The sequence below is a fragment of the Streptomyces sp. NPDC126499 genome, assembly GCF_040302485.1.
Lineage (GTDB): Bacteria > Actinomycetota > Actinomycetes > Streptomycetales > Streptomycetaceae > Streptomyces.
In genome coordinates this window covers 26469-44901 of sequence record NZ_JBEOUO010000011.1, presented here as the reverse complement: position 1 = coordinate 44901, position 18433 = coordinate 26469, and the positions used below count along the sequence as shown (strand labels likewise).

The 18433-nt window shown below is 72.9% G+C and carries 23 protein-coding genes and 1 pseudogene; 13 read left to right on the top strand and 11 right to left on the bottom strand.

Annotated features, from left to right (window positions below):
- Position 1: 1 nt before the first annotated feature.
- Positions 2-361, bottom strand: a complete 360-nt coding sequence (locus ABTZ91_RS18330) for a hypothetical protein (RefSeq protein ID WP_352078197.1) — start codon at positions 359-361, stop codon at positions 2-4.
- A 322-nt stretch (positions 362-683) separates the two neighbouring features.
- Between ABTZ91_RS18330 and pstS the strand changes: the two genes are divergently transcribed.
- Positions 684-1763 (top strand): phosphate ABC transporter substrate-binding protein PstS, encoded by a 1080-nt coding sequence (gene pstS / locus ABTZ91_RS18325; protein ID WP_352078196.1) that lies wholly within the window; start codon positions 684-686, stop codon positions 1761-1763.
- Positions 1764-1817: 54 nt separating this feature from the next.
- Here pstS and ABTZ91_RS18320 read toward each other — a convergent pair whose 3' ends face one another.
- Together ABTZ91_RS18320 and ABTZ91_RS18315 are read right to left on the bottom strand one after the other, a co-directional pair.
- On the bottom strand, positions 1818-2471 hold the full coding sequence (locus ABTZ91_RS18320) for a TOPRIM nucleotidyl transferase/hydrolase domain-containing protein (protein WP_352078195.1): 654 nt from the start codon (positions 2469-2471) through the stop codon (positions 1818-1820).
- Between the two features lie 221 nt (positions 2472-2692).
- Complete coding sequence (locus tag ABTZ91_RS18315; protein ID WP_352078353.1) at positions 2693-3583, bottom strand: FAD-dependent oxidoreductase; 891 nt, start codon at positions 3581-3583, stop codon at positions 2693-2695.
- A 234-nt stretch (positions 3584-3817) separates the two neighbouring features.
- On the opposite strand from ABTZ91_RS18315, the gene ABTZ91_RS18310 reads away from it, so the two are divergent.
- From ABTZ91_RS18310 to ABTZ91_RS18300, 3 genes are read left to right on the top strand one after another with little or no spacing between them, the layout of a single operon-like run.
- On the top strand, positions 3818-4330 hold the full coding sequence (locus tag ABTZ91_RS18310) for a GNAT family protein (RefSeq protein WP_352078194.1): 513 nt from the start codon (positions 3818-3820) through the stop codon (positions 4328-4330).
- A gap of 53 nt (positions 4331-4383) precedes the next feature.
- Positions 4384-5181 carry a thymidylate synthase gene (locus ABTZ91_RS18305; RefSeq protein ID WP_352078193.1) on the top strand — a complete coding sequence of 266 codons (798 nt, stop codon included), beginning with the start codon at positions 4384-4386 and terminating at the stop codon, positions 5179-5181.
- On the top strand, positions 5178-5705 hold the full coding sequence (locus tag ABTZ91_RS18300; RefSeq protein WP_352078192.1) for a dihydrofolate reductase: 528 nt from the start codon (positions 5178-5180) through the stop codon (positions 5703-5705). Before ABTZ91_RS18305 ends, ABTZ91_RS18300 begins: the two co-directional genes overlap by 4 nt.
- Before the next feature lie 105 nt (positions 5706-5810).
- On the opposite strand, the pseudogene ABTZ91_RS18295 reads toward ABTZ91_RS18300, so the two are convergent.
- Positions 5811-6639, bottom strand: a pseudogene (locus ABTZ91_RS18295) (tyrosinase family protein).
- Positions 6640-6666: 27 nt separating this feature from the next.
- Positions 6667-7065, bottom strand: coding sequence for an apotyrosinase chaperone MelC1 (locus tag ABTZ91_RS18290; RefSeq protein ID WP_352078191.1), 399 nt, complete (start codon positions 7063-7065; stop codon positions 6667-6669).
- Positions 7066-7481: 416 nt separating this feature from the next.
- Here ABTZ91_RS18290 and ABTZ91_RS18285 point away from each other — a divergent pair, with 416 nt between their 5' ends.
- A complete protein-coding gene (locus tag ABTZ91_RS18285; protein WP_352078190.1) occupies positions 7482-8336 on the top strand; it encodes an alpha/beta hydrolase in 855 nt (284 codons plus the stop codon).
- 105 nt (positions 8337-8441) lie between these two features.
- Positions 8442-9032 (top strand): DinB family protein, encoded by a 591-nt coding sequence (locus ABTZ91_RS18280; RefSeq protein ID WP_352078189.1) that lies wholly within the window; start codon positions 8442-8444, stop codon positions 9030-9032.
- 165 nt (positions 9033-9197) lie between these two features.
- Here ABTZ91_RS18280 and ABTZ91_RS18275 read toward each other — a convergent pair whose 3' ends face one another.
- Positions 9198-9641 carry a CBS domain-containing protein gene (locus tag ABTZ91_RS18275; RefSeq protein WP_352078188.1) on the bottom strand — a complete coding sequence of 148 codons (444 nt, stop codon included), beginning with the start codon at positions 9639-9641 and terminating at the stop codon, positions 9198-9200.
- A 140-nt stretch (positions 9642-9781) separates the two neighbouring features.
- Positions 9782-10450 (bottom strand): type III effector protein, encoded by a 669-nt coding sequence (locus ABTZ91_RS18270; protein ID WP_352078187.1) that lies wholly within the window; start codon positions 10448-10450, stop codon positions 9782-9784.
- 127 nt (positions 10451-10577) lie between these two features.
- Here ABTZ91_RS18270 and ABTZ91_RS18265 point away from each other — a divergent pair, with 127 nt between their 5' ends.
- From ABTZ91_RS18265 to ABTZ91_RS18255, 3 genes are all read left to right on the top strand, one after another.
- On the top strand, positions 10578-11012 hold the full coding sequence (locus ABTZ91_RS18265) for an Hsp20/alpha crystallin family protein (RefSeq protein ID WP_352078186.1): 435 nt from the start codon (positions 10578-10580) through the stop codon (positions 11010-11012).
- Between the two features lie 102 nt (positions 11013-11114).
- The gene (locus ABTZ91_RS18260; RefSeq protein WP_352078185.1) at positions 11115-11513 is read left to right on the top strand and encodes a DUF2267 domain-containing protein; all 399 of its coding nucleotides are present in this window, start codon (positions 11115-11117) and stop codon (positions 11511-11513) included.
- Positions 11514-11670: 157 nt separating this feature from the next.
- Positions 11671-12096 (top strand): DUF2267 domain-containing protein, encoded by a 426-nt coding sequence (locus ABTZ91_RS18255; protein WP_352078352.1) that lies wholly within the window; start codon positions 11671-11673, stop codon positions 12094-12096.
- Positions 12097-12149: 53 nt separating this feature from the next.
- Here ABTZ91_RS18255 and ABTZ91_RS18250 read toward each other — a convergent pair whose 3' ends face one another.
- Together ABTZ91_RS18250 and ABTZ91_RS18245 are read right to left on the bottom strand one after the other, a co-directional pair.
- Positions 12150-12653 (bottom strand): DUF3291 domain-containing protein, encoded by a 504-nt coding sequence (locus ABTZ91_RS18250; RefSeq protein ID WP_352078184.1) that lies wholly within the window; start codon positions 12651-12653, stop codon positions 12150-12152.
- Between the two features lie 32 nt (positions 12654-12685).
- Entirely contained in the window at positions 12686-13372 is a 687-nt protein-coding gene (locus ABTZ91_RS18245; RefSeq protein WP_352078183.1) for a helix-turn-helix domain-containing protein, read from the bottom strand.
- A gap of 138 nt (positions 13373-13510) precedes the next feature.
- Here ABTZ91_RS18245 and ABTZ91_RS18240 point away from each other — a divergent pair, with 138 nt between their 5' ends.
- Both ABTZ91_RS18240 and ABTZ91_RS18235 read left to right on the top strand, forming a co-directional pair.
- Positions 13511-14008 (top strand): DUF2975 domain-containing protein, encoded by a 498-nt coding sequence (locus ABTZ91_RS18240; RefSeq protein ID WP_352078182.1) that lies wholly within the window; start codon positions 13511-13513, stop codon positions 14006-14008.
- The gene (locus ABTZ91_RS18235) at positions 14008-14283 is read left to right on the top strand and encodes a helix-turn-helix transcriptional regulator (RefSeq protein WP_352078181.1); all 276 of its coding nucleotides are present in this window, start codon (positions 14008-14010) and stop codon (positions 14281-14283) included. Before ABTZ91_RS18240 ends, ABTZ91_RS18235 begins: the two co-directional genes overlap by 1 nt.
- An 18-nt stretch (positions 14284-14301) precedes the next feature.
- Here ABTZ91_RS18235 and ABTZ91_RS18230 read toward each other — a convergent pair whose 3' ends face one another.
- Together ABTZ91_RS18230 and bla are read right to left on the bottom strand one after the other, a co-directional pair.
- Entirely contained in the window at positions 14302-14907 is a 606-nt protein-coding gene (locus tag ABTZ91_RS18230) for a maleylpyruvate isomerase family mycothiol-dependent enzyme (RefSeq protein WP_352078180.1), read from the bottom strand.
- 130 nt (positions 14908-15037) lie between these two features.
- Entirely contained in the window at positions 15038-15976 is a 939-nt protein-coding gene (gene bla, locus ABTZ91_RS18225) for a class A beta-lactamase (RefSeq protein WP_352078179.1), read from the bottom strand.
- 350 nt (positions 15977-16326) lie between these two features.
- On the opposite strand from bla, the gene ABTZ91_RS18220 reads away from it, so the two are divergent.
- On the top strand, positions 16327-17277 hold the full coding sequence (locus tag ABTZ91_RS18220) for an ABC transporter substrate-binding protein (RefSeq protein WP_407077973.1): 951 nt from the start codon (positions 16327-16329) through the stop codon (positions 17275-17277).
- On the top strand, positions 17277-18170 hold the full coding sequence (locus ABTZ91_RS18215) for an amino acid ABC transporter permease (protein ID WP_352078178.1): 894 nt from the start codon (positions 17277-17279) through the stop codon (positions 18168-18170). The genes ABTZ91_RS18220 and ABTZ91_RS18215 overlap by 1 nt, the downstream gene beginning before the upstream one ends.
- Positions 18171-18433: the final 263 nt, after the last annotated feature.

The window sequence follows — 18433 nt, the reverse complement described above, 5'->3', positions numbered from 1 at the left end:
CTCAGTGCCTCTCGACGTCCGCCACCGGGGATCGGAACGTACGGAGGAGGGCGCCGCGCGGTCGCGCCGCCGCCACCCTGGCGAGCAGCGCGGCCATCCTCGACCGACGGGGCGCGCGGCGGGCCCCGGGCCGGGCGTCCCCGTCCCGGCCCCGTCCCGGCCGGTCCACGGTGACGGGTGCGGCGACCGGGGCGGACGCGTGGTCCACCAGCCCGCGGGCCCGGAGCTCACCGATCACCCGCGGCAGATCCGGCATCGCGAGTTCGATGCGGATCCTGGTCGGGTCGGCATGGGGCCTGCGCAGCAGGTAGCGGTAGAGCCGCTCCTGGTCGCCGCTCAGTCCCAGTCCGGCCAGGCTCATGGGTCGGTCCTCTCTCCCCGGTCGCCGTCCCCCGTACCTGTGAAGAATGCCGAAGCACGGCCCGGCCGTGTTGGCGCTCCGTCCCGAGCTTCTTGCCACTGCGTCTCACCCGGGCGGCGGCCCGCCGGCACCGTCACCGCGATGTCACCTCGGTGACGGCTGTCGTTCGTCTGTGATCCACTCTCCTCTCCCGGATGCGGGTGATCATCGGTGGGCCGGCCGGCGGCACAGGCCGGGCCGGGGCGTTCGCACGTGTCCGAGGGAGATCAAGGTGCAGCTTCGACGTTCGGCTCGAAACAGGCGGTGGAGCGCAGCGGCCGCCGTGACAGCGGGCGTGCTGACGCTGGCCGCGTGCGGCGGCGGGGACGGTGACGCCGAGGGCGGCGCGAAGCCCCTCGCCGCCGGCCCGGTGCCCGTCATCGACTGCCCCGCCGAGGGCAAGGTGCGCGGATCGGGATCCTCCGCCCAGCAGATCGCGATGAAGCGGTGGATGCAGCAGTACCAGCGGGCCTGCCAGGGCGTCCAGCTCGTGTACGACCCGCTGGGCTCGGGCGCCGGCGTCGCCCAGTTCCACCGCGGCGCCACCACCTTCGGCGGGACGGACCAGGCGCTGACGGAGAAGGAGAGAACCGTCCCGCAGGACGTCTGCCCCGGCGGCAGGGCCATCGACCTGCCCATGGTCGGCGGCGCCATCGCCCTCGGCTACAACATCCCCGGCGTGACCGACCTGGTCCTCGACGCCCCCACCCTCGCCCGCGTCTTCGACACGCGGATCACGAAGTGGAACGACCCCGCGATCCGGGAACTCAACCCGGACGCCCACCTCCCGGACCTGGCCATCGTCCCCGTCCACCGCGCCGACGACTCCGGCACGACCCAGAACCTCAACGCCTACCTCAAGGGCGCGGCCGGAGACCACTGGCCGTACCCGGCGGGCAAGAAGTGGCAGGCGCAGGGCGGGCATTCGGCCAACGGATCGGACGCGGTGGCGACCGCCGTCACGCAGACCGAAGGCGCCATCGGCTACTTCGAGCTGTCCTTCGCCGAGAAGCGGAGGATCGAGACGGTGCGCATCGCGACCGGCGCCGCCGAACCGGTCGCCCCGAGCACCCAGAGCGCCTCGGCCGGCATCGCCGCCGCGAAGATCGTGGGCGAGGGCAGGGACCTGCGGCTGAGGTTCGACCACAAGACCTCCGCCGAGGGCGCGTACCCCATCGTCCTCGTGACGTACGAGATCGTGTGCGACACCGGCAACGACCCGGAGAGCCTGCCCGCGCTCAAGTCCTTCCTCGGCTACACGGCCAGCCGGCAGGGCCAGGAGGAGCTCCACGCCCTCCACTACGCGCCACTGCCCGAGTCGGTCGCCACGCAGGTGCGCGAGGTCGTCGCCTCGCTGAGCTGATCGCCCGGGCGAGCGGGGCGGTCCCGCTGCCCCGGCGGCACGGCGCGCCGGTTCTCAGACGTGGGTGAGGAGGCGTTCCAGCGGCGCCGGCACGCGCGCGAGGTCCAGGTGCTCGACCAGCGCCCGCGCGTAGAGCGCCTTGCGGCCGCTGTGGGTGCCCATGAACCGCCGTAGCTGGTGTTCCACGGGCCGTTCCCGCTGGGCCGGCTGACTCCGGAAGGTCCGGAAGGGGCGCGTCTCGCCCTGGGCGTCGATCACCTGCCGCACGCCGTCGGACCCGAGCGCGCGGATCAGTTCGTCCTCCAGGTCGGCGACGCAGATGTGGAAGCCGAGCGCCTCCAGACCGGCGGGCGTGAGCCCGGAGGCGAGTCCGACCCGTTCCAGATGGCGCCGGAAGTGCCGCTCCTCGCCGATGTCGCAGAGTCCCGCCAGCGGCAGGCCGAGTCCCGGGGGACCGCACACGTCGAGGAAGTGCCCGATGTTCGTCGCGCCCCCGAGCGGGACGACCGCGACGCCCTCCGCGGCGAGGTCACGGCCGTGGCGCGTGGCCAGCACGTCGAGCGCGACCTGATCGCTGCTTCCCTCGACGAGCACGATCGTCCGCACGCCGCCGGCCTCTTCCCGCGCCCGCGCGGCCGCTTCGGCCGCCCCGGCGCCGCCGGCCGCCCAGGTGACCACCGCCTGGCGGAACCGCGTCAACTCGTCCACGAGACCTCGCTTTCCGGCGCCATCCTGGCACGGACCGGATCTTGCTCGCACATGCGTTTGTGGCGGCGGAAGACCCGGAGCGCGGGCCGGGACGGCCTTCCTGCGGGGCCGCCGGCACGGAGGTGCTCGCGGGGCGGCGGTGTCGCCCCCGCCGCCCCGCCGGCCCCGCCGCCCCCGGGCGAGGCCGGAGCCTCCCCGCGGGCCGGTGCCGCGGCCCGGCCTCAGCCTGCCGCGGGCCGCTCCCTGGCGGCGTAGTACGCGTGCAGCGCGGCCTCACCGCCCGAGCCCATGGCGGTCATGATCCGCTGGTAGCGGGCGGAGCGCAGGTCCCCGGCCACCAGCACGCGCGCGTGCTGGTCGCCCGGCGGGCAGTAGCCGTCCGCCGCGCGGACGAGGTCCCCGGCCGGGGCGGTGGGCGCGCTGCCGAGGCTCAGGTAGGCGGCGTCCGCCGCGAGGACGAACCGCTCGCCGCCGCCCGTCCCCACCGCCTCCGCCGTCACCCCGGCGCCCTGGGCGGGGCGGAGGGTCAGCCGCGCCACGGGCAGCAGCGTGACGCGCGGGTCGTCGCGGATCTCCTCGGTCTTGTACGCGTCGGCCTCCGGATACGCCACGAGGAGGCGGGTGGTGGTGGAGGGGTGGCTGCGCAGGAAGGTGCCGACGGGGCGGTCGCCGCCGAGGACGAGGAGGGTACGGCCTTCGGCGTCCTCCGCGTCGGCCCGCCAGAGCGGCGGCAGGACGAGGCCCTCGGGCGCGGTGATCCAGGGCACGTCACCGGGCTGGAGCGGACCCACGCCGGTGGCGACGACGGCGTACGGAGCGGTCAGGCGGACGCCCGTGTCGAGGGTGACGGCGACGTGGTCGTCGGCGGCGCGCAGGGCGACGGCGCGACGGCCGAGTTCCAGGCGGCACAGGTCCGTGGCCGCCAGCTCCGCGGTGATGGCGTCGGCGAGACGCGGCCCGTCGGCGTGACCGCCGAGGACGTTGTTCAGGGCGCCGATCCGGTAGAGAGTGCGGCACAGGGCGTCCGGCTCCACGAGGACCGAGCGCATGCCCATACCGGCGGCCATCCGCGCGGCGGCGCAGCCGGCGGGGCCGCCGCCGATGACGAGCAGATCGGCGTCGTGGCCGTCGCGGCCGTGGTCCTGGCCGTGGCCGTGGTGCCGGCCGTCACCGGCGGGCGGCCCCGCGTGCGACGGCGGACGGGAAACCTCCTCACCGCGCGGTCCTCGCCCGAACCCGCCCACTCGCCCTCCTCGTTCCCGTCGGCGCCGACGCGCACGCTCCGCACGCCCCGCACCAGCCTAGGGCTCCGGCGGCCGCCGGCCTTCGTTGCGTAGAGTCCCGGCATGACCGAGCTGCACGGAGCCCTTGTCGTCCTTCGCACCACCGTCCCCGAGGACGTGCCCGACCTGGCCGCCGTCCGGGCCACCCCCGAGGTGCGGGCGCGGTGGCGGGGCGGGGACGACATGGCGGCGGAGGTCACCTCCGACCTGGAGGATCCCGACACCCACTGTCTGACCATCCGTCACCAGGGCCGGACCGTCGGCATGATCCAGTGGTACTCCGAGGAGGAACCCGACTACCGGCACGCCGGCATCGACCTCTTCCTCGACCCCTCGGTCCACGGCATCGGCCTGGGCACCGACGCCGTCCGGACCCTGGCCCGGCACCTCGTCGACGACCACGGCTACCACCGGCTCGTCATCGACCCGGCGGCCGACAACGCGGCCGCGATCCGCGCGTACGAGAAGGTCGGGTTCCGGGCGGTGGGCGTGATGCGCCAGTACGAGCGCGGCGCCGACGGCACCTGGCACGACGGCCTGCTCATGGACCTGCTGGCCGCCGAACTGGTGCGCTGACCTGGCCACCCGGCGCGGAGGAGCGCCGCCGGCCGGTACTAGACTCTGGCCCTGTGGTGGATACACAGTACGAAGACCTGTTGAAGCTGGTGCTCGAATCCGGGACGGCCAAGGCCGACCGGACGGGAACGGGCACCCGGAGTGTCTTCGGACACCAGCTCCGCTATGACCTCTCGCAGGGGTTCCCGCTGGTCACCACGAAGAAGGTGCACCTCAAGTCCATCGTGTACGAGCTGCTGTGGTTCCTGCGCGGCGACTCGAACGTCGGCTGGCTGCGCGAGCACGGCGTCACCATCTGGGACGAGTGGGCCGACGAGAACGGCGACCTCGGCCCGGTCTACGGCGCCCAGTGGCGCTCCTGGCCCACGCCCGACGGCGGCCACATCGACCAGATCAGCCAGGTCCTCGACACCCTGCGCCGTGACCCCGACTCCCGCCGGATGATCGTCTCCGCGTGGAACGTCGCCGAACTCGACCGCATGGCCCTGGCCCCCTGCCACGCCTTCTTCCAGTTCCATGTCGCCGACGGCAGGCTCTCCTGCCAGCTCTACCAGCGCAGCGCCGACCTGTTCCTCGGCGTCCCGTTCAACATCGCCAGCTACGCGCTGCTCACCCACATGGTCGCGCAGCAGACCGGACTGCGGCCGGGCGACTTCATCTGGACCGGCGGCGACTGCCACATCTACGACAACCACGTCCGGCAGGTCACCGAGCAGCTCTCGCGCACTCCCTTCGACTTCCCGGAGCTGCGCCTGCGCAAGGCGGACTCGCTGTTCGACTACGCCTACTCCGACGTGGAGATCGTCGACTACAAGCACCACCCGGCGATCAAGGCCCCGGTGGCGGTGTGAACGTCGGGCTGATCTGGGCGCAGAACCCGGACGGTGTGATCGGCGCCGACAACGGGATCCCGTGGCGGCTGCCGGAGGACATGGCGCACTTCAAGGCGACGACCCTCGGCCACCCCGTGATCATGGGGCGCAGGACGTGGGACTCGCTTCCCGCGCGGTTCCGTCCGCTGAGCGGGCGGCGCAACATCGTGGTCACACGCAACCCGGACTGGACCGCCGAAGGCGCGGAGCGCGCCGGCTCGCTCGCCGCGGCGCTGGAGCTCGCGGCCGAGGCCCGGCCCGAGCCCGGGACCGCCGAGTCCGGGCGGGAGCGCCCTTCCGCCTGGGTGATCGGCGGCGGCGAGATCTACCGCGCGGCCCTGCCGTACGCCACGACGCTCTCCGTGACGGAGGTCGACGCGCCGGTGACCGGCGACACCTTCGCCCCGCCGCTCGACCCGGCCTGGCGGATCACCGAGGACACCGGCTGGCGGTCCTCCACGACGGAGCTGCGCTACCGCATCCGCCGCTACACCCGGCCGTGACGCACCGGTGACGGTCGGGCGCGGACCGGGGCACGCTCCCGGTCCGCGCCCGTGACCTGAGGCGCCCGTGACCTCAGGCGCCCGTGGCCTCAGGCGCCCGTGCTCTCAGGCGGCCGTGTCGAAGGTGTAGTGGCGGGTGTGGTCCAGCATGTCGGCGGGCGTGACGTCGTTCCACGGCCGCATGGTGTCGTTCAGGTCCACGACGTTCGGGGTGCCCGCGGCCGGAAGGTACGCCGATCGCGGGTGCCGGGCCTGCCAGTCGGCCCACAGCTTGTCGACGAAGGCGTGGTGCAGCCAGAAGACGGGGTCGTTCGGGGAGACGCCGGTGGCCATCTGTCCGCCCACCCAGACGTGGACGCGGTTGTGCAGGTTGACCCCGCGCCAGCCTTCGAGATGGTTGCGGAAGCCGTCCGACGCGCTGTTCCAGGGCGCCGTGTCGTACGTCTCCATGGCGAGGACGGAGTCCACCTCGGCGCGCGTGGGCAGCTGCCGGCCGCCCGCGCCGAGGTCGCGGCGGAGGTAGTCGCGGCCGTCGACGCGCACGTTGACGGTCCAGCGGCCCGCGGCGCGGGCGAACGGTCCGTCGGTGACCTGGCCGTCGCGGGCCCGGCCGGTGCCGCCGAGGAAGTCGGGCGCCCAGAGCGAGGAGCGGGCCGTGCGGTCGGCCGTCCAGTCCCAGTAGGGAAGGGTGACGGTCGGGGTCGACGGACTGCAGGGCCTGCTCGAACTCTATGAGGAAGCGCCGGTGCCAGGGCAGGAAGGACGGCGAGCGGTGGCCGACCCGGTCGCCGGTGTCGGTGTCGCCCATGATGAAGGCGTTGTGGGTGGTGACGAAGGTGTCGTACCGGCCGGTGCGCTTCAGCTCGAGGAGGGCGTCGACGAAGCGTCGCTTCTCGTCGGCGGTGAGGGCGGCCTGGTTCTTGCGTACGGTCATGGTGATGCGGCTCCGGGATCGGTCGGGTCAGCTGAGGGTGAGCGGAACGAGCGGGGCGCCCTGCAGTTCCCGTACGGCCGCGCGGGCGGCCGCCCTGGGCGTGGCGACGGGTTCGTAGTGCGTGATCACGCTGATCCAGGTGCCGTCGGCGTTCCGCATCACATGCAGTTCCTCGCCGTCGATCGTGACGGAGTAGCCGCCGGTGTGGTGTCCCCCGTGGTGTCCGCCGCCGTGCGCGGGGCCGCCCTTGATGCGGCGGCCCTGGTAGACCTCGTCGAAGGAGCCCGGAGCGGCGGGGCCGGCGGCCGGAGCGGCCGTACGCGCCGTGGCGGCGGTGGCCTGCCCGGCCAGGGCGAGCCCCGCGGCGGCGCCGGCCGCGGCGCCCGCGGCGACACCCAGGGCCTTGCGGCGGGTGATGCTGGACATGGAAAACCCCCTGGTGATCTGTGGACCGGGGGATTGGTCATATGCCCCCGGCGGTTTCCATCCGTACCGCGAGGGATCGAACGGGCGGAAATCGTCATGGGGTGGTTGGCCGCGATAAGGACAACCTGCCGTGAAAAGTACAGAGTTGAACGGTGTTGATCTTGTTGTCCGGGGATGCGGGAGCCGTCGGCGGCGAAAGTCTTGCGGAGAAAGTGATCTTCCCGTGAATGATCTTTTGATCCGGTGCACGGCGTGTGGCGGAGCCCACGCCCTCAGCCTGGCCGGATCCATGCATCACATCGCCTCCCCCCTCCGCCGCCGGACTCCTCTCGCGCGCCGGTCCCGCCGAGAAGGACGAGGAACCGATGTCAAGAAACCTTGGCCATCGGTCGGCACGGAGCGTTAGCGTGACGGTCATGCGCGAAGTGATCACTGAGGACCGTCGGACGCTGGCGGTGGAGGAGTGGGGAGACCCGGCCGGAACACCGGTCGTCTACCTCCACGGCAGCCCCATGAGCAGGCTCGCCCGCTACCCGGACGAGTCCCTGTTCCACCGGCTCGGTGTCCGGCTGATCACCTTCGACCGGCCCGGGTTCGGATGCTCCACCCCGAGGCCGGGGCGCCGGGTCGTCGACGTCACGGACGACGTGGCCGCCATCGCCGACGCCCTCGGCCTGGACCGCTTCGCCGTGTTCGGCGTCTCGGGCGGGGGCCCGCACGCCCTGGCCTTCGCCGCCCGCTTCCCCGAGCGGGTGACCCGGCTCGGCACGATGGCGAGCCTCGCGCCCCGGGACGCGGACGGCCTGGACTGGACGGCGGGCATGAACGAGGGCAACCGGCGCAGCGCCGCGGCGGCCCTGGCCGGACGCGCGGCGGTCGGGGAACACCTGGCGCGTGTGGACACGGCCGACCTCCCCCCGATGCCGGCCGTCGAGCAGGCGGTCTTCTCCCGGCCCGAGATCGCCGCCATGATCGGCCCGGCCTTCGACGAGGCGATCCGTCCGGGCCTGGACGGCTGGGTGGACGACGTGACGGCCCTGTTCGGCACGGAGTGGGGGTTCGACCCGGCCGACGTCACCGCACCCGTGCGGCTCTGGCACGGCGGCCTCGACACCCTGGTCCCTCCCGCGCACGGGGAGTGGCTCGCCGCCCGCATCCCCACCGCGACGCTGGTCCGGCAGCCCGATGCCGGCCACGGCGGCCACTTCGACGCCACCCCGGCGATGCTCGCCTGGCTGATCGACGCGGACCCTCGTCCCGTCGTCCCGTAAGGAACGCCGGAGCGGCACGGCGGCCCTTCCCCGGCCCGGCCCGTCGGCGGACGGGCCGTCATAATCCGGTGGCGTCACGGCCCCTGCGCCCGCGAGGATGCGCGCATGGAATCAGGCGAACGGGTCGACGACCCCGGCGAGGCAGCGGCGGTGACCCGGTGGACGCGGTCGACCGTCCACACCGACATGTGGGTCGACCCGGACGACGACCCGCGCGAGGACGCCGACGAGGGCGTCGACGAGCGCACCGCGCTGCTCGCCGCCCTTCGGCACTTCCGCCTCACCCTGGAGATGAAGTGCGCCGGCCTGGACGCCGAGCAGCTGGCCCGGCGCGCCGTGCCCCCGTCCACGATGTCCCTGCTCGGCCTCGTGCGGCACATGGCCGAGGACGAACGGCACTTCCGCCGTCTCGCCGGCGAGGACCTGCCCCGGATCTACCGCACCCCCGAGGACCGCGACGGCGACTGGAACGGCGCCGTCCCCGACCCGGCGGTGGTCACGGACGCCTTCGGCCGGTGGCGGGCCGAACGGGAGGAGACCGACCGGTTCATCGCCGGCTTCACCGACCTCGGCACCCGGACCGGTGGAGGCGAACGGCTCCGGGACATCCTGGTCATGCAGATCACGGAGTACGCGCGGCACTGCGGCCACGCCGACCTCCTGCGCGAGCGGGTCGACGGCCGCGTGGGTCAGTGATCACCCGGCCCCACCCACCGCGCCCGGCCCTCGTCCACCGTGGCTCACCCTGGCGGCACGTGCCCACCCGCGCCGAACAGGCGCCGCGCGCCGACACGAAGGGGCCCGCCCCTCTCGGGGCGGGCCCCTGGTCGTGCCCGGCCGACGGGCCGGGACCGTCGGGCCTCAGTGGGTGCCCGCGTAGACGCGGCTCGCGAACTCCGCGATCTGCTTGTCGGTGAGGTTCTGCGCGAGGTTGGCCTCCGAGATCATCCCGCAGAGACGGTGACCGTTCTGCACGTCGATCACCGGCAGCCGCTTGATCTGGTGCTGCTCCATGACGTGCAGGGCGTCCGTGGCCGACGCCTCCGCGTCGATCCAGTGCAGTTCGCCGCCGAGGGAACCGCACTCGACCTGAGCCGGGTCCTTCCCGTCGGCCACACACTCGATGACGATGTCGCGGTCGGTGACCATGCCCTTCAGCTTGTCGTCGTCGCCACAGATGGGCAGCGCGCCCACGTGCATCTCGCGCATCATCCGCGCCGCGTCCCGCAGCGACTCGTGCTCACCGACGCACTGCGCGCCCGCCGTCATGATGTCGCGGGCCTTGAGTGACTTGTCCTGCGCCATGATCGCTCCTCCTGTGCTGTCGACATGGGTGCGTACAGGACCGGTTTCCCTGTAATTCCATCGGAACACGCGCGCTCGACGGCTGCCACGCTGCGAGGCCCTGGAGCGCCGGCCTCGCGACGGGCCGGGCGCGCCGGACGCTAGAGCGAGGGGGAGGTGGAGCGGCGCTGGTCGCTCTCGTTGCGCAGATCGGTGGTCTGCCGGGTCAGGGTGTCCACGCGCTCGGCCAGGTCCGGATGACGCGAGGCCAGGTGGGCGTGGGTGCGGGAGAGCGGTTCGAGGAGCTCGGCCGGGTTGTTGTCCGCGAGGGCCTTGTCGAGGTCCTGGCGCAGGGTCGGGGGGAGGGAGTCGAGCGCGGTGATCTGCCCGGCGAGCCGGCGGAGGTCGGCCGCGTTCCCATGGGCCCAGGCGGTGACGGAACGGTCGGCCGCGCGGCGGTCGCGCGTGGCCTGCACGCGCTGCTCCGCCGTGCTGCCCGGGCGCCCGGGCCGTACCCGCAAATAGCGGCGCTCGGCAGCCTGGCGGCTGGTGACGCCGAGGGGATGGGCGAGGTCGGCCCAGCTGGCGCCCGCGTCCCGGGCGGCCTCGATGAGGCTCGGCTCCCAGCCGGCGAGCTGCTCGCGCAGCTCACGCAGGAGCAGGAGAGCGGCGAGCGCCTCTTGCGACGAGGTCCGCTCCGAGGTCTCCGGCGAGGAGGCGGGGGGCGCCGTGCGGGCCTTGCGGACCGTCTCGTCGATCGCGGCGAGGGCCGAGAGGGCCGCCTGGAAGGCGACGGGATGTCCCGCGGTGGGATGTTCGGGTCCTGCCATGGTCACTCCCTCACCTTTGTCGTCCATTCGTTGACGACGGAGTTGTCGTCCATCCGTTGACATGTTACAACGGAGTCAGGTGAAGCGCATTGGCAGTCATTGCCTGATCCACTGGAGGTGTTCCGCGATGTTGATGCGCACCGACCCCTTCCGTGAGCTCGACCGCCTCACGCAGCAGATGCTGGGCACCGCCGGCACCTGGTCCCGCCCCTCCCCGGTGCCGATGGACGCGTACCGCGAAGGCGACGACTATGTGATCGTCATGGACCTGCCCGGCGTCTCGACGGACGCGATCGACATCGACGTCGAGCGGAACATGCTGACGGTCAAAGCGGAGCGCCGTCCCGTCACGAAGGCCGACGACGTGCAGATGGAGCTGTCCGAGCGGCCGCTCGGCGTCTTCTCCCGGCAGCTGATGCTGGCCGACACGCTCGACACCGAGAAGATCACGGCCGACTACGTGGCGGGCGTCCTCACGCTCCGCATCCCGATCGCCGAGCGCGCGAAGCCCCGCAAGATCAGCATCGGTCGCGGCGACGACCGCAAGGAGATCAGCGGCTGAGCCGCCACCGGACCGGGAGCGGAGGACGGAAGCCTCTCCCCCTCCTTTCCTCCTCCGCCCTCCGCTCCCCGCACCCCGCATCCGTTCGCGAAGGGGGCCGTGATGAGACTGCGATGGCAGACGTTCCTCGACTCCGTCCAGGAGCGGGGTGCCTACGACACGCCGCAGGAGGCCGAGCGCGCCGCCCGCACCGTGCTGGCGCTGCTCGGCGCCCATCTGGTCGGCGACGTCCGGGCCGCGCTCGCCGCCCGCCTTCCGGAGACCTTCTCCGTCATCCTGCTCAATCCGCTCCAGGCCGTCGAACCGCTCTCGCCGGAGCGCTTCGTCCGCGCGACGGCCGCCTGGATCGAAGGCGCCACGGAGCGGACCGCGGCGTGGGACGTCAGCGCCGTCCTCAGCGTCGTCGCGGATGCCGCCGGCGAGGAGCTCACGGCCCAGATGCTCCTGCAGCTCCCGCCCGGCTACGACCTTCTGTTCGGCCGGCCGCACCCTCCCAGGTGACCGGCACCCCTGTCGAAATCTGTTCGCTCCGCCCGGGCGGCGTCCGTCCGGCCCGGGCCCGAAGAGAACGGCGGTCCACACCACCATGACACTCCAGGCCGAGACCATGACCTCCGCCCCCGCGCCCGCGGCCGCACCCGCCTCCGAGCGTGCCGCGATGTCGTACACGGCCCTGCTGGAGCGGGTCCGTTACGAGGGCGCGTACCCGACCCGCGAACGCGCCGAGGAAGCGGTCCGCTCGGTGCTCGCGGCGCTGGGGCGGCAGCTCGTCGGTGACGAGCGGGTCGAGCTCGCCGCCCGTCTCCCCGTCGAAGCGGCCCTGGTGCTCACGGCCCAGATCCCGGCCACGACGCCGCTCACCGGCTGGGAGTTCGTCAAGGACCTCGCCCGGCGCACCGGCGGCAGCCCGGCCACCACCCGCTGGAACGTCGGCGCCGTCCTCGCCCCCGTCTCCCAGCTGGCCGGCTCCGACCTGGTGGACCGCATCATCGACCAGCTCCCGCCGGGCTACGCGCTCCTCTTCGGCAAGGCCGACCTCCGTCCGCCGCGCCGACCGCACGAGGCGCGGAACGCGCGCGGCTGAGGCACCGGCTCCCGGCGGCCCGGGTAGACCGGCCCCCCCCTTCTCGGGCCGGTCTACCCGGGCCGCCGCGCAGGCGCGACGCCTCCCAGGTGCGGGGCGGCCTCGGCGGCGGTGTACGAGGACGTGAAGGTGAAGGCGCGCGGGGACGGCCCGTGCGCCCGCAGCTCCGCCAGTCGCTCCAGGGCCTCGTCCACGCTCGGCAGGTGACCGGCGGGCACCCACCAGAGCACGAGATGCGCCTCGGCGTGCCGCTCGAACCACTCGCGCCGCCGCCGCATGACCTCCAGGTGCCCGCTGCGGTACGTGAAGTCCCACAGGGCCTCCTGGGACTCCCACACCGTCAGGTTGACGATGACGTCCTCACCGGCCGGGCGCAGGGCGGTGGCGTCGGCCGCGCCGTCCTCCACGAGCCGCCACACGAAGCCGGGCGTCCGGTCGGCGGCGGCGTTGACGGTGTCGAGCATCTCGACGAACGGCGCGATGCGCGGATCGTCGAGCGGATGGCGGAGCGTGGCGACGTTCAACTGGGCGAGGTGGGCGTGCGGGGTCGAGGTCATGGCCTCATCCCAGCACGCCCCGCTTTTCTATGTCAATCCTCGTTGTTTTTAGAATCCTCGACCACCACGCAGCACTCTCCCGGCCGGGGATCCATGCGCGCCCGCACGGGTCCGCCCGCGCCGAGCAGTCCCTCCAACAGCGCGAGATTCATGCCGCAGACGAGCGGGGGAAAGCGTTCGGCGACGGCGTGGAAGGGGCAGTTGCGCATCCGGACCACGGTTCCGCCCCGCCCGGCGGTCGCCTCGCCGTCCGGGTCCTCGGGATACGGTTCGTATCCGCGCGCGGCCAGCAGCCGCCTCGCCTCGTCGAGGTCGCGGCAGGGAGCGGCCGAACCGCGCAGGGCCTCGCCCCTGCGCCGCGCCGCCGCGCAGAGCCCGGCGTCGATGCCCGCCTCCTCGGCCGCCTCGGCAAGCAGCTCGGCGGCGGTGCGGTAGTCCCGGGCGGGCAGCGACACCGAGTGCTCGGTCCGGGCCCGCGTGTAGACCTTCGCCGGCCGTCCCGCGCCCGGCCCCGACCGGCCGGTCAGACGCCGGCTTCCGCTCTCCAGCAGGCCGGCCTCGGTCAGCCTGTCCAGATGGTGTGCGGCGAGCGTGCGCGCCACCCCCGCCGCCTCGGCGGCCTCGTTGCGCCCGACCTCACGCCCCTGCGCCGCGACGTACTCGTACAAGCGCCGCCGCACCGGATCCTGCAGCACGGCGATCGCGTCGATGTCCTCCATCTCGTCATTCTAGGAACGACGCGGGTTGGAGATAGAGGGGAGGGCGGGGGAGGGGGCGCCGGATTCGTGGGCGAGCTGCTTGCTGGATCTATCGAATCTCGATAGATTTCCATTGCTACTCGATCGAAGGGAGAGGTGATGGGAAAGCTGACGGTGCTCGCGCTCCGCGCCGTGCTCGTGATGCTGCTCGCCGGCTCGGTGTTCGTGCAGACGGTCATGGTTCCGCTGCTGGCCATCGACATGAACGGGCTCGACCCGGAGGTGGCGCATCTGCGCACCCCGGTCCTCGTGATCCTGGTCCTGGGCGTGGTGACGGTCCAGGTGGTCCTGGGATGCGTATGGCGCCTGGTGACGATGGTGCGGCGGGGGACCGTCTTCTCGCATGCCGCCTTCCGTTACGTGCACGTCGTCATCGGCGCGGTCGTGGCGGCCGCCCTGCTGGTCTTCTCGCTCGGGGTCGTCCTCGCACCCGGCGAGGCCGTCGCGCCCGGCATCGTCCTGCTGATCGGAGGCCTCGGCCTGGCGGTCCTGGGCGTGGCCCTCGTCGTGCTCGTCCTGCGCATGCTGCTCGCCCAGGCCGTCGCGCGCGACGTGGAGGCCTCACAGATGCGGGCCGAACTGGACGAGGTGATCTGATGCCGATCGCCGTCGACATCGACGTCATGCTCGCCAGGCGCAAGATGTCCGTGGGCGAACTCGCGGAACGCGTCGGCATCACACCCGCCAACCTGGCCGTGCTCAAGAACGGACGCGCCAAGGCGGTCCGCTTCACCACCCTCGCCGCACTGTGCGAGGTGCTCGAATGCCAGCCGGGGGACCTGCTGCGCTGGGAGCCCGAGGACCCCGCGGACACCGAAGCTCCGCCGGGCGCCGCCCCGTCGGAGGACCCCGCGGACACGGTCGGCGCCTGACGCCCGGCCGGGCCGCCGTCACCCCGCCGGGTCCGCTCCCGGAAGCCGGCGCCCGTACGCGAGCAACAACAGCTCCTGCGCGGGGCGCGCCACCAGCCGGCCCGCCCCGTAGGACCAGTCGAGGTCGGTGGCCCGCAGCTCGGCACCGTCGAGCCGCGCCCCGAAGAAGCGAAGCGTCCGCGGCGCGACCGTGCCCAGCACGATGCGCAGGCGCTCCTCGGGCACCTGCCGCCCGAGGCCCAGGGCGACGGTGATGTCCAGCCCGTGCACCACGTCGTGCCCGAGCGCCGCCGGCCGGCCGCCCACGGGCGGCCCCCAGGGGTGAGCGGCGTTGTCCCGCAGAGCGGCGGCGATCTCGCGCGGGGAGAGGGCGGCGGCGTCCCGGCGCGCGACACGGTCGGTCATCCGGTGCAGGCGCCCGCCCGCCCGGACCAGCTCCAGGGCCGTCCTGCCGAACGAGTACCGGAACCCCATGCTCATGTGCGCCGCGACCTCCCGGACCCGCCACCCGTCGCACAGGCTCGGCGCGTCCCACTGCTCCTCGCTCAACCCGTCCAGTACGTCGGCCAGTTCGACCCGCTCGGCCGCGATCGCGGCCTCGATGTCCGCCGTTGCAGTGCTCATGATCCCCAGCGTCCCGGAGCCTCGGCCGGAAGTCCAAGACACAGAACTGCTCGCCCCCAGCACCGTCGCTTATGGAACCGCGATCACGGACTCCGGCGGGCTCCCGCCACGGAGAGCCGCGGGCCCGGCGTCAGCCGGCAGGGCCCAGTGCCCGCGCCACCACCGCCGCCGCCTCCGCGATCAGCCGGTCGTCGTGCGTGTCGTCCGCTCCGCTCCGGCTCGACATGACGGCCATGACGAGGGGCGGGGCTCCGGGTGGCCACACCACGGCGATGTCGTTGCGGATGCCGTGGACACCGCCCGTGCCGGTCTTGTCGCCGACCACCCAGCCCTCGGGGACCCCGGCCCTGATGAGCGTGTCGCCGGTGAGGTTGGTGCGCAGCCAGGCGGTGAGCCGGGCGCGTTCCGCGGGGCCGAGTGCGTTGCCGAGGACGAAGGTCCGCAGGGCCCCGGCGATCGCGCGCGGCGTGGTGGTGTTGCGCGTGGCGTGGGGGGACCAGCGGTTGAGTTCCGGCTCGCGGTCGTCCACCCGGGTGACGGTGTCGCCCACCTCGGCGAGAGCCTTCTCCAGGCCCTCCGGTCCGCCGAGCGCGTCGAACAGGAGGTTGGCCGCGGTGTTGTCGCTGTACCGGACGGCGGCCTCGCACAGCTCGCGCAGGCTCATGCCGGTGGCGACGTGCTTCTCCGTGACGGGGGAGTGGGCGATCAGGTCCTCGCGGGAGTACCGGATCACCTCGTCCATGCCCGCGAGGGAGTACCTGCGCAGGACGGCAGCGGCCGCCAGGGCCTTGAACGTGGACGCGAAGGCGAACCGCTGCCCGTCGTTGTGGGCCACCTCCCGCCCGTCGCCGGTGTCGACCGCGTAGACGCCGAGCCGCGCGTCGTACCGGCGCTCGAGTTCCCGCAGCTCGCTCGCGAAGGGCCGCACGCTCGCGGCGGGCCGCGCCGACATCGACGGCGGGGGAGCGGGCGAGTCCCGCGTGCCGTCGTGGGTGCACGCCGTGAGCGGGAGGGTGACGGACAGGGCCAGCCCGCCGAGCACCACGCGCCGCGCCCGTACGTACCGCATCTTCGTACCTCCTGGTGGGGGAGTACCGAGCACTTCTGGTTCCGTGCCGGTGCCGTGGACTAGGTTGTCCCAGTCCGGCAGGCGACTCACCGCGGGGGAAGCATGCTCCAGCCCAGGCGCAGCACGTCCAGACCCGACCGTCCCGGCGCCCCGTGACCCCTGCCGCCCTCCCCGCCGGGGGCCGCCGCGCGAGCCGATGACGGCCGCGGGCGGGAAGCCCCGGGCGGGAACAGCACCCTTCTTCGCGAACCTCATCGTCAGCAACGGGAAGTCCGTGCGCAGGCCCGGGAACGCACTCGCGTTCCCCCGCCTGTCCCGTACTCCTGTTCTCCCTCCTTGGAGCCATCGACGTGACCGTGCGAACAACCTCCCCCCGTCGTACCACCCTCCTCTTCCTGGTGTGTGCCGCCCTGGCCGCCACGAGCGCCTGCGGCAACCAGAGGGACGACCGCACAGAGGGCGGCAAGCCGAAGGGCGCGGCCGCGGACGCCCCCCTCGGCGACCGGCTGCCCGCGGACATACGGTCCGCCGGCGTGATCAGGGTCGGCTCCGACATCGCGTACCCCCCGGTCGAGTTCAAGGACGCCTCGGGCCGCACCGTCGGCCTCGACGTGGACATCGCCCAGGCCCTCGGCCGGCGGCTCGGCGTGGAACTCCGCTTCGAGAACGGCACGTTCGACACCCTCGTCACCGGACTGCGCGCCGACCGGTACGACATCATCATGTCGGCCATGAACGACACCAAGGACCGGCAGAACGGTGTCGACCCGGCCACCGGCAAGAAGGTCGGCGAGGGCCTGGACTTCGTCGACTACTTCAACGCCGGGGTCTCCCTCTACGGCCGCAGGCAGCACGCCGGCACCGTCCGGGGCTGGAAGGACCTGTGCGGGAAGACCGTCGCCGTCCAGCGCGGCGCCGTCGCCCACAACCTGCTCAGGACCGAGAGCGCCGGCTGCACCCGGTCGGGCCGGCCCGCGATCGACATCGAGGCCTTCGACACCGACGCCGAGGCCCAGATGCGCGTCCGCAGCAACGGCGCCGACTTCGGCAGCTCCGACTTCCCGGCCGCCGCGTACGCCGTCAAGACCTCCGGCGGCGGCAAGGACCTGGCCCTGATCGGCGAGCAGACGGGCGCGCTCCCGTACGGCATCGCCGTCGCGAAGAAGGACACGCGTCTGCGGGACGCGCTCGCCGCGGCCCTCGACGCGATCATCGCCGACGGGGAGTACGGCAGGATCCTGGCCAAGTGGGGCAGCCAGGACGGCGCCGTCACCAGGGCCGTCATCAACGGCGGCGCCTGATGCGGGGCGCGGACGCCGACCTGCGGGCCGTCCCGGTCCGGCACTACGGCCGGTACGCGGCGGCCGTGGTGGTCCTGGCGCTGTTCGGGGCCCTCGTCTACGCCTTCGCCCAGGGGCAGGTGAACTGGCAGGCGATCCCCGACTATCTTTTCGACGACCGCGTGCTGCTCGGTGTACGCGAGACGCTGACCCTGACCGTGCTCTCCATGGTCATCGGCGTGGCCGGCGGCATCCTGCTGGCGGTGATGCGCCTGTCGAAGAACCCGGTGACCTCGTCCGTCGCGTGGTTCTACATCTGGTTCTTCCGCGGCACCCCGGTGTACGTGCAGCTGCTGGTCTGGTTCAACCTGGGCCTCGTCTTCGAGTACGTCAACCTGGGCCCCGTCTACCAGGACGAGTGGTCGGACTTCATGACACCGTTCCTCACGGCGCTGCTGGGGCTCGGACTCAACGAGGCCGCCTACATGGCGGAGATCTGCCGGGCCGGCCTGCTCGCGGTCGACGAGGGCCAGACCGAGGCCGCGTACGCCCTCGGCATGCGGCACGGCCGGACGCTGCGGCGGATCGTGATCCCCCAGGCGATGCGGGTGATCGTGCCGCCGACGGGCAACGAGGTCATCAACATGCTGAAGACGACCTCCCTGGTGGCGGCGGTGCAGTACTACGAACTCCTGCGGTACGCGCAGGACATCGGCCAGACCTCCGGCGCCCCCGTCGAGATGCTGTTCCTCGCGGCCGCCTGGTACCTGATCCTGACCTCGGCCCTCAGCGTCGGGCAGTACTACCTGGAGCGGTACTACGCCCGCGGCTCGGCGCGGATCCTGCCCCCGACACCCTGGCAGAAGGTCAGGACGACCCTGTCGACGTTCCGCCGTCCCCAGGTGGGCGCGTGACGCCGGCGGCGGGGGCGGACGGCGTACGGGCACGAGGACGACCGTCGTCCCTCACCCGCTTGCGTACGCCTTCTCTGTCAGGTCTCCGCCGTCGCCCGTCGAATTCGCGCCATCCGTCATGGGCCGGCCATACCGCTCCCGGAGGAGAACCTCATGGGCAGAAGTGTTCCCGGAACATTCGCCGATGGCCTGATTCCGGCCGTCACGGTGAAACGTGACGGTCCACACGGTGGACCCCCACCTTCACGGTGGTTGTAATTGTC

What these genes read in the sequence shown, in the direction of transcription:
- ABTZ91_RS18330 (WP_352078197.1), bottom strand. Translation starts at nt 361, where the DNA reads ATGAGCCTGGCCGGACTGGGACTGAGCGGCGACCAGGAGCGGCTCTAC.
- ABTZ91_RS18310 (WP_352078194.1), top strand. Translation starts at nt 3,818, where the DNA reads ATGACCGAGCTGCACGGAGCCCTTGTCGTCCTTCGCACCACCGTCCCC.
- ABTZ91_RS18290 (WP_352078191.1), bottom strand. Translation starts at nt 7,065, where the DNA reads ATGTCCAGCATCACCCGCCGCAAGGCCCTGGGTGTCGCCGCGGGCGCC.
- ABTZ91_RS18285 (WP_352078190.1), top strand. Translation starts at nt 7,482, where the DNA reads ATGCGCGAAGTGATCACTGAGGACCGTCGGACGCTGGCGGTGGAGGAG.
- ABTZ91_RS18280 (WP_352078189.1), top strand. Translation starts at nt 8,442, where the DNA reads ATGGAATCAGGCGAACGGGTCGACGACCCCGGCGAGGCAGCGGCGGTG.
- ABTZ91_RS18275 (WP_352078188.1), bottom strand. Translation starts at nt 9,641, where the DNA reads ATGGCGCAGGACAAGTCACTCAAGGCCCGCGACATCATGACGGCGGGC.
- ABTZ91_RS18270 (WP_352078187.1), bottom strand. Translation starts at nt 10,450, where the DNA reads ATGGCAGGACCCGAACATCCCACCGCGGGACATCCCGTCGCCTTCCAG.
- ABTZ91_RS18265 (WP_352078186.1), top strand. Translation starts at nt 10,578, where the DNA reads ATGTTGATGCGCACCGACCCCTTCCGTGAGCTCGACCGCCTCACGCAG.
- ABTZ91_RS18260 (WP_352078185.1), top strand. Translation starts at nt 11,115, where the DNA reads ATGAGACTGCGATGGCAGACGTTCCTCGACTCCGTCCAGGAGCGGGGT.
- ABTZ91_RS18255 (WP_352078352.1), top strand. Translation starts at nt 11,671, where the DNA reads ATGTCGTACACGGCCCTGCTGGAGCGGGTCCGTTACGAGGGCGCGTAC.
- ABTZ91_RS18250 (WP_352078184.1), bottom strand. Translation starts at nt 12,653, where the DNA reads ATGACCTCGACCCCGCACGCCCACCTCGCCCAGTTGAACGTCGCCACG.
- ABTZ91_RS18245 (WP_352078183.1), bottom strand. Translation starts at nt 13,372, where the DNA reads ATGGAGGACATCGACGCGATCGCCGTGCTGCAGGATCCGGTGCGGCGG.
- ABTZ91_RS18240 (WP_352078182.1), top strand. Translation starts at nt 13,511, where the DNA reads ATGGGAAAGCTGACGGTGCTCGCGCTCCGCGCCGTGCTCGTGATGCTG.
- ABTZ91_RS18235 (WP_352078181.1), top strand. Translation starts at nt 14,008, where the DNA reads ATGCCGATCGCCGTCGACATCGACGTCATGCTCGCCAGGCGCAAGATG.
- ABTZ91_RS18230 (WP_352078180.1), bottom strand. Translation starts at nt 14,907, where the DNA reads ATGAGCACTGCAACGGCGGACATCGAGGCCGCGATCGCGGCCGAGCGG.
- bla (WP_352078179.1), bottom strand. Translation starts at nt 15,976, where the DNA reads ATGCGGTACGTACGGGCGCGGCGCGTGGTGCTCGGCGGGCTGGCCCTG.
- ABTZ91_RS18215 (WP_352078178.1), top strand. Translation starts at nt 17,277, where the DNA reads ATGCGGGGCGCGGACGCCGACCTGCGGGCCGTCCCGGTCCGGCACTAC.